This window comes from Gordonia sp. SCSIO 19800, from assembly GCF_018132775.1.
Classification (GTDB): Bacteria; Actinomycetota; Actinomycetes; order Mycobacteriales; family Mycobacteriaceae; genus Gordonia; species Gordonia hongkongensis.
Genome location: NZ_JAGRQM010000009.1, coordinates 95,957 through 108,906 on the forward strand (window position 1 = coordinate 95,957; position 12,950 = coordinate 108,906).

Annotated in this window: 9 protein-coding genes, 2 pseudogenes and 1 other annotated feature; of the genes and pseudogenes, 6 read left to right on the forward strand and 5 right to left on the reverse strand. The window is 67.4% G+C overall.

Annotated features, from left to right (window positions below):
- The first annotated feature begins 146 nt into the window (after positions 1 to 146).
- The 3 genes from KB201_RS12610 to KB201_RS12620 are packed head-to-tail and all read left to right on the forward strand — an operon-like array spanning position 147 to position 3,044.
- The gene (locus KB201_RS12610; protein WP_058252517.1) at positions 147 to 1,049 is read left to right on the forward strand and encodes a hypothetical protein; all 903 of its coding nucleotides are present in this window, start codon (positions 147 to 149) and stop codon (positions 1,047 to 1,049) included.
- 52 nt (positions 1,050 to 1,101) lie between these two features.
- Positions 1,102 to 2,385, forward strand: a complete 1,284-nt coding sequence (locus tag KB201_RS12615; protein WP_159371192.1) for a lipase family protein — start codon at positions 1,102 to 1,104, stop codon at positions 2,383 to 2,385.
- A complete protein-coding gene (locus tag KB201_RS12620) occupies positions 2,382 to 3,044 on the forward strand; it encodes a lysoplasmalogenase family protein (RefSeq protein ID WP_065632625.1) in 663 nt (220 codons plus the stop codon). Before KB201_RS12615 ends, KB201_RS12620 begins: the two co-directional genes overlap by 4 nt.
- Before the next feature lies 1 nt (position 3,045).
- On the opposite strand, the gene KB201_RS12625 is transcribed toward KB201_RS12620, so the two are convergent.
- Complete coding sequence (locus KB201_RS12625) at positions 3,046 to 3,591, reverse strand: hypothetical protein (protein WP_159371193.1); 546 nt, start codon at positions 3,589 to 3,591, stop codon at positions 3,046 to 3,048.
- Between the two features lie 49 nt (positions 3,592 to 3,640).
- Between KB201_RS12625 and KB201_RS12630 the strand changes: the two genes are divergently transcribed.
- The gene (locus KB201_RS12630; RefSeq protein ID WP_159371194.1) at positions 3,641 to 4,228 is read left to right on the forward strand and encodes an HhH-GPD-type base excision DNA repair protein; all 588 of its coding nucleotides are present in this window, start codon (positions 3,641 to 3,643) and stop codon (positions 4,226 to 4,228) included.
- 69 nt (positions 4,229 to 4,297) lie between these two features.
- On the forward strand, positions 4,298 to 5,251 hold the full coding sequence (locus KB201_RS12635) for a hypothetical protein (RefSeq protein ID WP_211539392.1): 954 nt from the start codon (positions 4,298 to 4,300) through the stop codon (positions 5,249 to 5,251).
- Between the two features lie 27 nt (positions 5,252 to 5,278).
- On the opposite strand, the gene KB201_RS12640 is transcribed toward KB201_RS12635, so the two are convergent.
- The 3 genes and pseudogenes from KB201_RS12640 to KB201_RS12650 form a co-directional block, all read right to left on the reverse strand.
- Positions 5,279 to 7,072, reverse strand: coding sequence for an HNH endonuclease signature motif containing protein (locus tag KB201_RS12640; protein ID WP_211539393.1), 1,794 nt, complete (start codon positions 7,070 to 7,072; stop codon positions 5,279 to 5,281).
- Positions 7,073 to 7,370: 298 nt separating this feature from the next.
- Positions 7,371 to 8,727, reverse strand: a pseudogene (locus tag KB201_RS12645) (IS256 family transposase).
- Between the two features lie 34 nt (positions 8,728 to 8,761).
- Entirely contained in the window at positions 8,762 to 9,622 is an 861-nt protein-coding gene (locus tag KB201_RS12650; protein ID WP_082652954.1) for a type II CAAX prenyl endopeptidase Rce1 family protein, read from the reverse strand.
- A gap of 281 nt (positions 9,623 to 9,903) precedes the next feature.
- Between KB201_RS12650 and KB201_RS12655 the strand changes: the two are divergent.
- Positions 9,904 to 11,186: pseudogene (locus KB201_RS12655) on the forward strand (IS3 family transposase).
- Positions 10,182 to 10,310 (forward strand) — a sequence feature (AL1L pseudoknot). It overlaps the preceding pseudogene by 129 nt.
- Positions 11,187 to 11,637: 451 nt before the next feature.
- Here KB201_RS12655 and KB201_RS12660 read toward each other — a convergent pair.
- Positions 11,638 to 12,933, reverse strand: coding sequence for a WS/DGAT domain-containing protein (locus tag KB201_RS12660; RefSeq protein ID WP_159371196.1), 1,296 nt, complete (start codon positions 12,931 to 12,933; stop codon positions 11,638 to 11,640).
- Between the last annotated feature and the right edge of the window lie 17 nt (positions 12,934 to 12,950).

The following is a 12,950-nucleotide window of genomic DNA, read 5'->3' on the forward strand; positions in this document are numbered from 1 at the left end:
CGCGGATCGCGCCCATGTCACAGGTCGGACTCGCGACTTGCCGGGTTCCGAGTCTTCGTGGTCTCTTGTAACTCGAGTCCCATCTGTCACACCCGCCACACGTGGCGGGTGCTCGGCCGTCACAGCCGGTTGCCCCAAGGAGAGCCATGTCCCTCACGTCTCGGTTCACGCGTTCCGACGCTCCGCGTCGCGTCACTCGCAGCCGCGCGATCCAGCGCTGCGGCGCCGGTCTCATGGGTGTGGCGATCGCGGCGGCCACCCTCACCGCCACCTCGGCGCCGGCGACGGCCGAGCCCCTCATCCCCGCCAATCTGCTCGGCGCGCTGTCGATCCCGTTCGACGCCGAGCTGGCCGGGGCGGTACGTCTGCTCAAGGCCGCGGGTGTCGACCAGATCGCCGTGCAGGCCGCCCAGACGATCATGGGGAGCGCCGGACAACTCTCGGTCGAGGACATCGCCGGGCGTGCGGGAGCTCTCCCGCTCCCCGCGGCCGCCGAAGGCGCACCCGCGTCGGCCGCCACTCCGGTCGCGGCCCCGACCGACCCCATCGCCCTGCTGCGCACGCTCGGCATCCAGACGCTCACCCCGTCGGTGTCGCCGTTCTGCACCGCACCCACCGCCGACAACCCGCTCGGACTCGTCACCGCCGGGGCAGGGGCCGTGGCGGGTCCGTGGCCGATGAAGACCGACCCCCTGACCCAGCTCAAGCCGCTGCTCGACATGATCCCCGGCGTGAAGCTGCCCGAGAAGCTCAACCTCGTCGAGAAGGGCGAGACCGCATACGCTTTCGTGCCCGCCTCGCCGACGGCCGGTAGCGGCGGCAAGATGCAGGTCGCGTGGTTCAACACCAGCACGCTCCAGGGCGGCTTCGCCGATCTCGACCCGATCACCGACCGCACCGCGCTGACGGCGCTGCCCCTGCTGTCCGGGGTCCGGCTGGCACCGGTGAAGACCGGCAGCGGCACCATCCTGTCGGCAGTCTTCGGCAACGCCAGCAACGGTACCCAGAACTGCTGGTTCCTACCTGCCGTCGGCATCGTCAATGCTTGACGCACAACGCTTTTCGCATCCGGTCACGCCTCACAGAACGAACTGACGACACATGAACCCCCACGGCAACACTTCGAAACCACGGAGTGCCCACCTCGCACGCGCCCTCGCGGCCGCAGCCGCCCTGACGATCGTCGTGGCCCCGGCCGCCGTCGGCATGACGGCGACGGCCGCGGCCGAACCGACTCCGGGAACATCGACGCCAGGCGTGGCCGAGCCGTCGGCGGAACCGTCGTCGACGGACAACAGCGCGCCCGCCGACGACAATGCGGGCACCGTCGACACGCGAGGTCCGGGACAGACGCCGGGCGCCGTCTACGCCAATCGCGAACTCCCCCGGGCACGTACGGTCGCGGGCGCCGGGTCCGGAAATGACTTCACGTACTGGAGCACCGGCGCCGACGGCAAGGCCCATCTGTCCTCGGGCGTGTTGATGGTGCCGGGCGGGCGGGCGCCGGCCGGCGGTTGGCCGATCGTCGCCTGGGCCCACGGTTCGCGCGGCATCGCCGACCGGTGCGCACCGTCGTCGCGGCCCACCGCCGAGGACACCGATGAGCTCAAGCGATGGCTCGGTCGTGGATATGCCGTCGTCAGTACCGATTACGCGGGTGTCGGGACCCCCGGCACGCCGCAGTACTACGATCTCGAGGCCACTGCCCGCAACATCGTCGACGCGGTGCGCGCCTCTCGGGACATCGCCGACAACCTGTCGCGCTCGTGGGCAGTGGTCGGCGAGGGCCAGGGAGCCGCGGCCGCGATCACGCTGGCCCGACTGGCCCCGACCATCCAGGGCGGCAAGCTCGACTTCAAGGGTGCCGCGGCGAGTTCGATTCCCGCCCAGTTCGGTTCGCTCGTGGCCAATCTCGGGCCGTCGTCCGCGGCGATGCCGTCCGGGCTGGCCGCCGACGCGCTGTACACGCTGAGCGCGATCCGCAACGCGCAGTCCGACCTCGATCTCGACGCCTACCTCACCGACACCGGCAAGAAGTGGCTGACCAAGGCCGCCGCGTCGTGTGTCACCGAGTTCGCGCGTGAGGTGGACGGTCTCGCCATCGGCTCGCTGTTCACCAAACCGCTGTCGGGGAACACCGAACTCACCGCCCTGCTGACCAAGGCGACCGAGCTGCCCACTCGCGGCTTCGAGCGTCCGGTCCTGATGACGCAGACCCTACAGGACACCTCCGTCGTCGTACCGCTCACCCTCAAGTACCTCAACGACGCCCGGGTCGGCGACAGCAAGGTGTCGGCGCGTACCTATCTGACGCTCGACGGTGCCCAGTCGAAGCGGTTCTCCGACACCGACATCCGCGCGTTCGTCGCCCGCGTCCTGCGGTGAACCGAACGTTCCGGATCGCCTATGCGGCCACTGCCGCGGCAGCGACGATCGCCGGGTCGGCCGGTGATCGACGCAGCGCCGCGATCACCAAACCGCTGCCGATCGCGCTTCTCGCGGCGCGGGTGGCCGCCGGAGCACGACGCCGCCCGGTCGCCGACACCGTCGCCCTGGCGTCCGTCGTCGGGTTCTCCGCGCTCGGCGACCGGTTCATGTTGCAGGAGGAATTCGAACACGACGACCCGGCCACGAAGGATCGTTTTCTCCGCAGGGGTGCAACGTCTTTCGCGGGCGCACAGTTGAGCTACGCGGTCGCGATGTGGCGTGCCGGCGCACGACCGACGGTTCGGTCCGTCGCGCCGCGGGTGGGCGTTCTCGCCGAGTCGGCGACGGTGCTGAGCCGACACCGCCCTGCCCTGCTGCCGGTTCTGGGGACGTACGGCAACACGCTCGCGACGATGTCGGCGCTGGCGGCGGACGTGCCGACGCCGCAACCGCGCTTGCGGGCGGGCGGGTGGTTCTTCCTGCTCTCCGACCTCGCGATCATCAATCGACGACACCTGGTCACCGACCCTCGACTCCGGGTGGCCGGCGAGGCCTGGGTGCTCGCAAGCTATTTCACCGCGCAGTACCTGCTGATCGGCGGACTCGCCGACCGGTGAGTCAGGCGACCGCGCGGCCCGAGCAGGTCGAGTACTTCGGATTGGTCATCGGGAAGAAGGCCAGCGCACCGATCTTCTGGCGGATCGTGAAGGCGACGGGACCGCTGCCTGGATGGATGTCGACCTGCCATTTGATGGTGTACCCGCGGCCCGGAACAGTGGTGACGCCGGTACGTCCGGTCCGCAGGTTCCGCCACGACACCGACACCTCGTAGGTGTATTCGAGGGCCACTGCTCGGGCACGGTCGGTGCCGATGAGCGCGATGACGGGTCCGGGTAGTCCGTCCGCGGGGTGCCGGATCTGGTTGAACACGTCCACGCGGACCTTGACCGTGCCTGCCGGCCACGGGTTGACGCTGTCGCACCGCAGGGTGGTGACGTAGTTCGCCCCGTCGTCTGCCGGTGCGGCCCCGGCGGCGCCAGTACCGAACAGCGACACGGCCAGCGCCAGCACGGCGCCGGCCACCGTCGCGACCGTTCCCACTCCGACGCGCCCCCGCCGACGTCTGCCGTTCTCGAAGCCGACCGTGTTCTCCCCGCTCATCATGGGGGCAGTCTAGAGCCGCACGCGGGTGCCGTCTGCCAGAATCGACCCCATGCCGAAGATCCAGATCGCGCAGGAACCCGCGGCCGACGAACTCCTGTCGAACGATTCGTTCGCCCTCCTCACGGGAATGCTCCTCGACCAGCAGTTCCCGATGGAACGGGCCTTCGCCGGGCCGGCCAAGATCCGTGACCGGTTCGGCACGATGGATCCGGTCGAGATCGCCGACGCCGACCCCGAGGCGTTCGCCGACCTGTGTGCCACTCCCCCGGCAATCCACCGCTACGGTCGGTCGATGGCCGGCCGGGTCCAGGCGCTCGCGAAAGTCGTCGCCGAGGAGTACGGCGGCGACGCCGCGCGCATCTGGACCGAGGCCGCCGACGGCGCGGACCTGATGAAGCGATTGCGCGCCCTGCCCGGGTTCGGCGACCAGAAGGCCAAGATCTTCGTCGCGCTCGTCGCCAAGCAGCTCGACGTCAAGCCGTCGGGCTGGACCAAGGTCGCCGGCGACTACAGCAAGAAGGGGTTCCGGTCGGTGGCCGACGTGACCGGCCCGGAGTCGCTGCAGAAGGTCCGCGACTTCAAGAAGGCGGCGAAGGCCGCCAAGGCGGCAGAGGCACCGGCGACCGGTGCGCGGTAGCGACACCGCCCTTCGGAATCACCGAACCCTCGCCCCGAACGCCGGTCGGTTGGCCTAGGGTCGGAAAGCATGGAGTCCCTTCCGGATCGGCCGCTACCCGACCGTCGCCGCGCCGACCGTAGACCGGTGGCCACGGCGGACGCGGGCCGTGCGCTCGTCGAGATGCCGTTCCGACTCGGTTTCGCGGTCACCGGGGTGGTGCTCAGTGCAGCCGAGTCCGCAGTCGCCATCGCCCGCATCACGGCCGGGAGCGTGCAGAACGAGATCGCACTGGCAGTGGGCGTCGACGCGGACGAGCTCGGATCACTCCGGACTCCGCTCGCCCTCCTCAACCAGCTGTCCGAACTACTCGGCCCCGAGCGGCCGTTCGGCAGGATCCTGGCCAACGGCGGTCCGCTGGAGCGACTGCTCGATCCCGGGGGTGTCGTCGACCGGCTCACCGCTCCGAACGGTCCGCTCGACAAGCTCACCGCCGAGGGCGGACTCCTCGACCAGGTCGCCGAGGAACGAGGCATCCTGGTGCGCCTCACCGCGAAGGGTGGACCGCTGGACCGGCTGACCCGGCCGGGTGGCGTGGTCGACCAGTTCACCGAGAACGAGGGCATCCTCGAGCGCCTCACCTCCGAGGGCGGCATCGTCGACAAGTTGACCGCGCCCGACGGCGTGCTGGAGAAGGTGACCGCCGCGGGAGGCATCCTGGACCGGCTCGCCGAGGACGACGGCCTGCTCGATCAGCTCCTGGGCGAGAACGGCGCGGTCGAGCGCGCGATCGCACCGGGCGGGCCGCTGGACCGGATCTCCGAGCTCACCGAGGTCATCGGGCAGCTCGGGCCCAACCTGCTCGCCATGCAGGAAACGGTCCACGAGCTCGCCGAGACCGTCGACCTGCTCAACCAGACGGTCGCACCGCTCGGCGGTCTCGCCGAGCGACTTCCCAAACGCCTCACCCGTCCGCCGAAGGGGTCGGGTGGCAACGGACACGGAGACGCCCCGGCGGACACGAACGGGTACCCGCGGAGTTAGCCGCCACAGGCCACGCCGAGCGCCGGGTCAGAATGGCGGGGGCTCGTCGTCGTGGGTTGTCGCTTGATGGTGGGTTGCCTCGTTCCGGGCGCGGCGGTTAGCTTCGCGCTGTTTGTTGTTGCGGGCACGTTCTTCTCGCCGCTTCGCGTGTTTGGCGGCGGTGCGTTCGGTGATCGTGCGCGGTTGTCGGCCTTGCTGTTGTCTGCCTTGCCGTTCGGGCACGATGGTCCGCGGACTGGGTGGTGCTTTCGCGGCTTGTTCGAACCGGATGCGACGCAGGTTCGGGAAGAGGTCTTCGAGGGTTTCGGCCTCGCCGGGGATGACAAACCCCTCGGGCGTGACGTATTCGGTGACCAGGCGGCCCTCGTCGTCGCGGTACTGCACATCGGTCCAGTCGCCGTGGGTCTTGTGCAGATGACCGGGACGGCATTTGGCGTTGAGGTTCTCACTCGAGGTCGCACCCCCGCGTGCCGGTCGGGCGTGGTCGTACTCGGCGACGTGATCGACATCGGCAGTGAAAGCCGAACGCGTGCAACCCGGCTCGGTGCAGTAGCCGTCGCGCACCCGCACGAACTCCGCACACGCACTCGTCGGCCGGTACGGGTCACCAGGCAGGGCAGCCGGGTAGACCACCACCATCTCCGACGACACCGGCTCCGTCGACGATGAGGTCGAAGTCGGGGGTGTCGACGCGTCACCCGCGCCGCCGGCATCGGCGTTGGTGTCGGTGCCCGCCGTATCCGGCTGTGGCGCGGCGATGTTCGCCGTCCGCTTGGTGTCGTCGTCGTATCCGCCCTCGCCGGCGACGACCTGCGTGGGTGGTGTGCGAATGGGGGTGACCGGCCTGATCGTCGCGTCGGGCCGGGCGGCGAGGTCGCGCACATGGTCATCGGAGATCACTCCGTGCCCGTCGACCCAGCCGGGTCCGGACCCGCCGGCCAGGGTGTCGGCGTCGGTGACGACATGGATCACGATCTCGGTACCCGCGGTGGCGCCGGCAGGATTGGGCAATGTTGCGGTGCAGTCGGACTGACCGCACGCGCAGGTGAACGCTGTTCGGGTGAGCAACGCGCACATGGCGTCGGACTTGCGTTCCCCGAGGGTGCGGCCATCGCGGTCGCACACTGATGCGGCCAACTCCCGTACCGAGGCGTTGGAAGCCCGGATGTTCTCGGCGGCCATGACCGCGGTGATCTCACCGGTGCCGTCACCGTGGTGCTCGGTCCACACCCCGCGTTTGTCGAGCGCTTCGCGGCGCCGTTCGCGGACGGCGTCGGCGTCGTGGCCGAAGACCAGGCGGTCGATCATGTCGCGCAAACCTGACGTCGACCACGACCCGGACCGGGAGCGCAGCAGGTCGGCGATCGATTCGTCGAGCACCTCGATGATCCGGCGGCTGGCGGGGTCGCCGGGGTCGAGAAGGTGATCATCGGACACCAAGTGCGTGCGTCCGATGATCTCGCGGATCTGGTGCGGCCCGATGATGCCGTCGCGCAACGTCTCCAACACCCGCGGCAACCGGTCACGAAGACACAGCGCCTCGTCGACCAGCATCCCCGCCCGGTAGCGGGTGATCCCGGCCTCCCGCGAGACCCGGGCGACGATGTCACCGAAACCGTCGGAGACGTAACTGTTGCCGACCGTGGTCAGCAGCCGATCGCACAACACCAGGATCGTCTGGTAGCGGCACCACGCCAGATACGACTCGCCCGCGCGGATCGACCCCAGACGCTGCATATGGGTGGCGGTGTCGGCATCGGCCGGACAAGCAGGATCGACCCCGGCGAGGAACTCGCCCGGCAGATCGGTCCATGCCCCCACAGTGACTCCCCCCGAAGTCGTTGCCACCCGGCCTGGTTGACCGGATCAATTGATACGTCCAAGGTAGACCCGACCACCGACAAGAAATCGCGCCCGACGCGCAGTCCTCGACATCTGGCTATGGTCGGCGGCGCAGATCAAGTCGAATTCGATGAGACCGGGGACATTTCGTCGCCAACCCTTCGTGACGCGGCCCGGCCGCCGTCGTGGATCACGAAAGAACCGTTGTGCGCAGTGCGAGCCCTTCGGGTCTGTCCGATATTCGGTGTAAGCGGCGGTTTTCCGATTGCTCGGTGGGTCAGCGTTCTTCGGCTGCGGGCATACCATCGGCGAACGTGATGGCCAGGGCGTTGAGCGCTGGCTTCCAGCGTACGGCCCACTTCGTCTGACCGGTACCCTTTGGGTCCAGTGACCGGGTCACCAGGTACAGCGTTTTAAGTGCGGACTGCTCGTTCGGGAAGTGCCCGCGAGCGCGCACCGCACGCCGGTAGCGGGCGTTGAGACTTTCGATCGCGTTGGTGGAGCACAACACTCGCCGATTCTCGACGTCGTAGTCAAGGAATGGGATGAACTCCTCCCACGCGTTTTCCCACAGTGCCACGATCGCCGGGTATGGCGTCCCCCACTTTTCAGCGAATTCCTCCCACCGCAGCCGGGCCTCAGCGGCGGTCGGCGCGGTGTAGATCGGTGTGAGATCGGCGCTGATCTGATCCCAGTACTTGCGGGAGGCGTACTTGAAGGTGTTCCGGATCAGATGGATGATGCACGTCTGTACCGTGGCCAACGGGAATGCGGCAGATACACTGTCGAGCAACCCTTTCAACCCGTCACAGACAACGAAGAAGATGTCGCGGACACCCCGATTCTCGAGGTCGGTGAGCACCGCCAACCAGAACCTGGCCGACTCGCCGCCCCCGTCACCGGCCCACATGCCGAGGATGTCTGTGTGCCCGTCGAGATCAACACCGATCGCAGCATAGATCGGCCGGTTACGCACCTGCCCGTCACGGATCTTGACCATGATCGCGTCGACGAACACCGCCGCGTACACCTTCTCCAGCGGGCGCGCCCACCAACCCACCATCTCCTCGATGACCCGATCAGTGATGCGCGAGACGGTGTCTTTCGACACCGACCCACCGTAGACATCGGCGAAATGCGCCGAGATCTCACCGGTCGTGAGGCCTTTGGCATACAGCGACAGCACCACCCGATCCACATCGGTGACGCGACGCTTGCTCTTACCGACAATCACCGGGTCGAAGGTGCCGTTGCGGTCGCGGGAGACCTCGATCGACACCTGCCCGCACGCATCAGTCAGCACCCGTTTCGCGCGCGTGCCGTTACGCGCGCGTGCCGTTACGCGAATTGCCGGTGTTGCGGCCGGCCACGTCATGTTTGTCGTAGCCAAGATGTTCGGTCATCTCCTCATCGAGCGCGGCTTCGAGGACGCTCTTGGTCAAGGCTTTGAGCAGCCCGCCAGGACCGGTCAGCGCCACTCCCTGAGCGCGTGAGCTACGTACCAGATCGCTCACCAAAGCCTGCTCGGCCTTCGAGAGCTCACGCACCGCATCCGCAGTGGTGACATCGTGTTCCTGACCGGTCTGAACCGGCCCTGCCACCGGGGCATCCACGCCTCCGATTGTGTCGGTCATCGTCGTGATTCCTCCTGCCCCACGCCGGGGGCGATCACAACCACTTACACCGAATCAGCGACAGTCCCCGGAGCTCCGGAGCGGAGACGATGGTGACGCCGACGGCGGTTGCGATGAGTCCGGCGTTGACGATTAGGAGAGTGATGTCGGTGGCCGCCCGGGATATGGACACGATATCGACCATGCCGTGAAAGATCGCGATGACCAGAATGCTCGAGCGTGCGCTGTTGAACAGAAACGTCGTGAGGTAGGCGCCGAACAATAGACTCAGAATCCAACCAGGAATCATCAGGAGTCCCAGAGTCTGTAATCCGTAGGGATAGAGGAACAGTGGCAGATGCCAGCCAGCCCATCCCACGGCGAAGATGGTCGTGGCTCCGTACGCTGTCCAGCCGGCATCCTGCATGCTGGGGATGGCGTATCCGCGCCAGCCTGTCTCCTCGCCGAATCCGAAGAACACGATCTCAATCGGGACGAGCAGCCAACCCACGTGAGCAAACTCCTTCGACCCCAGGAACTCTGACCAGTCGACGGGCGAGCCTGCCAAAGTCGAAACCACGGCGCCGAGACCGAACAGCGCCAGCGGGAATGCGACTGCGAACACTATCCACACAAAAGGGACTCGCCAGCGGAACATTTGAGAGCACAATGCGATGACACTCGCGCGTCCCCCGTCGCGCCACCGGAGTACGACCGCCGCGATCAGTGGGCCGAGACTTCCCACGTAGTGCAGCCACTGCAGGCTGTCAGGCGCGAAGAGCATCGGTAACCAGATCGACCAGCTGATCAGGTACGCCAACGCGAAGAAGATCACGGTGCTACGCGGCAGGCCATGGCGCAACTTCGTCCACCATGAGTATTCGCCGGTGCTGGACTGACTTACTTCATCCGACATCCATGCCTCGTTCTTCGCTGCGCCTACAGGCCAGTAACACAGTAAGCGCGCCTTTCGGGCCCGCGCATGGGTCGAAGTTCCCGTCGTGGCACCGCTCCAGATGACAAGACGCGGTTGCAGGCTGAGCAACCCTAAGCGGGGGCACGGCGAACCGGAACAAGCCTGTCTCACACTGAGCCTGGATTAGGCTGAGGCCATGAGATGACGAGAAATTCACACCGGCGCCGGCTGAACCGCCCCGGGTTTGTCGGAGGCTCTCGAATCTGTGAAGGATGGAGAGCATGGCAGCACCACGGAAGTACAGCGTTGAGCTGAAGGAGCGGGCGACGCGGATGGCGGTGGAGGCCCGCAAGGACCCGGTCACGCGGCCGGGAGCGCTCAAACGGATCGGCGATCAACTCGGTGTGCACCCGGAGGCGCTGCGGACCTGGGTCAAGCAGGCCGAGATCGATGGCGGCGTCCGACCGGGTACCACGACCAGCGAGGCCGAGCGGATCGCACAGCTGGAACGGGAGAACCGTGAGCTACGGCGGACGAACACCATCTTGAAGCAGGCCTCGGCATTCTTCGCGGCGGAGATCGACCGCCCGCAGCGCTGATCGTGGAGTTCGTCGCCACTTTCCGCGGCGAACACGGAGTCGATCCGATCTGCGCGGCCTTGCGCGATACGGCCGCCCAGATCGCTCCGTCCACGGTGCGAGCCCATCTGAGTTCTCGACGAGTCGAGGCGCCACGGGTGGTCCGTGACCGCGAGGTCCTCGGCGAGATCCGCACTGTGCATGCCGATAATCTCGGCGTCTACGGTGCCCGCAAAGTCCATGCCGAACTAGGCAGGAAGGGTGTCCGCGTGGCCCGGTGCACTGTCGAACGGTTGATGAAAGCTGGTGGGCTGCAGGGGATAACGAGGTTGAAGACACGCAAGACCACGCACAGCGAGGGGGCCGAAACTCCACGACCGGCAGATCGTGTGCAACGGCAGTTCACCGCGGCGGCGCCCAACGCGCTGTGGGTGGCCGACCTGACCTATATCCGCACCCACTCGGGGTGGGTGTATGCCGCGTTCATCCTCGATGTGTTCTCCAGGATGGTCGTGGGCTGGCAGGTCTCGACCACCATGCGCACCGACCTCGCGCTCGACGCCCTGGATATGGGGTTGTGGGCGCGCTCGCGTGCCGGCCAGGACGTGGCCGGGCTGATTCACCACTCCTACCGCGGCGCCCAGTATCGAGCCATCCGCTACACCGAACGCCTCGCCGAAGCCGATGCGGTGACTTCTGTTGGCTCTAAGGGTGATTCGTATGACAATGCGATGGCCGAGGCGTTCAACTCGTTGTCCAAGGCCGAATGCATCCGCAACCCAGTGATGCGTCCTCGAGGTGGCTGGGGTGGTGTCGGCGAGGTCGAGATCGCCGTCGCCGAGTACATCGATTGGTTCAATCACCGCCGTTTGCACGGCGAGATCGGCCACGTCCCACCCGTCGAGTACGAGGACGCCTACTGGTCGACCCACACGGTCACCAGCTACCGTGAGAACCCGGTCCCGGCATCCGCTGGAACCAACTAACCGAGCCTCCAGCAAACCCGGGGCGATTCACATGACCGCTTCCAGTCCGGCGTGCGACACCAGGTTGTCGTCGTCGAACATGGCGGACGTGGCGGAGAACGTGTGCGATACTTTCACTGAAAGTGCCTTCTGGGCTGGAATGTTTTGTGTCTCAACACCACCAATCATTCCAGCTCAGAGGGCATTCTCACGTTATCGACACCCCGCACCCGTCCACGGATCCAGGCTGAGGAGCGAGCTTGCGAGCGTCACGAAGGGTCTTGGTGAGTCGGGTTGCGAAGACCCTTCGTGACGCGCCCTCCGCAAGCTCCGGACGCTCCTCAGGGAGCAGGGGGTGACGCGCCCTCCGCAAGCTCCGGACGCTCCTCAGGGAGCAGGGGCGTGACGCGCTCTCCGCAACTGGGTCTGGGGTTCTTTCGGTGTAGAGCGGAGGGGCCGCCGCGGCGCGCAGTCAGCCACCCAGCGCTCGCGCGAGCAGTTCCACGTACCGGTCCACATCGTTCACGACATCCGGGCTCGTGGTCACCGAGATCGCGATCCGGTCGCCGATCCCGTGTACGCCGTGAGTCAGTCCCTGAGCCGGCGACAGCGCGGGAAACCCTGTGCTGAAGAGGATCTCGCCTCCATCGAGTTCGAAATCGGCGGCTCCGCGGTTCACCGACGAGACCACGGTGACGCCGGTGACCGTCGCCGGCGGGGTGTCGAGATCGAAGGATCGGATCCCCCATCGGGTCAGGATCGCCGGTGTCGACTCCGACGCCCGACGCTGCGCGACCCGCAGCGGTTCCGCCTCGGCCGCGCGTGCGGCGGCGATCTCGGCGCCGATGAGTCGTGCGCGCTCGCCCAGATCGTCGGTGTCGATGTGCAGATCGATCCCCGCATTGCGAAAGTGATTTCGCGCTCGACGTTCTCCGCCGCGCCCGACCGTCAGCTCCGCGCCGTATCGTCGATTCCCGTCCCCCAGATACTCTGGGAGCGCCACCGAGATCGCGGTGAGTACGGCGACCGTGACCGGTACTCCGGGGCCGCTGAGTTGATCACGCGCGACGACCAGCACACGCAGGGTCCGCCGCGGTCCGGGCGGGACGTTCAACCGAGTCGGCGCATATCCCGCCGTGCCCGGCACGGATGCCGCGGCGAGCCGCGCCGCGCGAACCCCTCGCCACGCTGTCGTGACGAACTCGCCGGGGAATCGAAGCACTCCGCCGAGCGCCGTACCGGCGTCGACCATCAGCTCGCGGAAGGGTGAACGCACCTCGGACAGCGGTCGTCGTGGGGTGGCGGGAGCCGTGAACCAGTCGCGCGCGATCCGCGACATCCGACGCCCGTCACCCAGGGCGTGACAGACCTGGAGCACGACGACGACCACCGGACCCGTCGCTGCCGGGACGTCGGCGACCGGACCGAAGAGGTGCGCCCGCCACGCCTCCCTCGTGGGATCGAGCGGCTGGGCGATGAGCCCGGCGATCTCCGTCAGACACGACGACCACGTGCGGCTCGACGCGTCCACGCGGACCTGGTCGTCGGCGGGCCGGACGGATTCCCAATACGGGCGGTCGGCGGTGCCCGGGACATCTCGTATCCGGAGGCACAGATCGTCGACGTGCGCCGCCCGCAGCCGGAGTCGCGCCGCGCAGTCCTCGATCGAACCGCGCGGCGCGGCAAAGCAATACACCAGGAACTCGTCGTTCGGGATGCGCTGCGACATCCAGTACGACACCGCGTCCGCCGCGGCCATCCGGTGCATGGCCGCCAGCGTAGCGG

What these genes read in the sequence shown, in the direction of transcription:
- KB201_RS12615 (WP_159371192.1), top strand. Translation starts at nt 1,102, where the DNA reads ATGAACCCCCACGGCAACACTTCGAAACCACGGAGTGCCCACCTCGCA.
- KB201_RS12635 (WP_211539392.1), top strand. Translation starts at nt 4,298, where the DNA reads ATGGAGTCCCTTCCGGATCGGCCGCTACCCGACCGTCGCCGCGCCGAC.
- KB201_RS12660 (WP_159371196.1), bottom strand. Translation starts at nt 12,933, where the DNA reads ATGCACCGGATGGCCGCGGCGGACGCGGTGTCGTACTGGATGTCGCAG.
- KB201_RS12650 (WP_082652954.1), bottom strand. Translation starts at nt 9,622, where the DNA reads ATGTCGGATGAAGTAAGTCAGTCCAGCACCGGCGAATACTCATGGTGG.
- KB201_RS12610 (WP_058252517.1), top strand. Translation starts at nt 147, where the DNA reads ATGTCCCTCACGTCTCGGTTCACGCGTTCCGACGCTCCGCGTCGCGTC.
- KB201_RS12630 (WP_159371194.1), top strand. Translation starts at nt 3,641, where the DNA reads ATGCCGAAGATCCAGATCGCGCAGGAACCCGCGGCCGACGAACTCCTG.
- KB201_RS12625 (WP_159371193.1), bottom strand. Translation starts at nt 3,591, where the DNA reads ATGATGAGCGGGGAGAACACGGTCGGCTTCGAGAACGGCAGACGTCGG.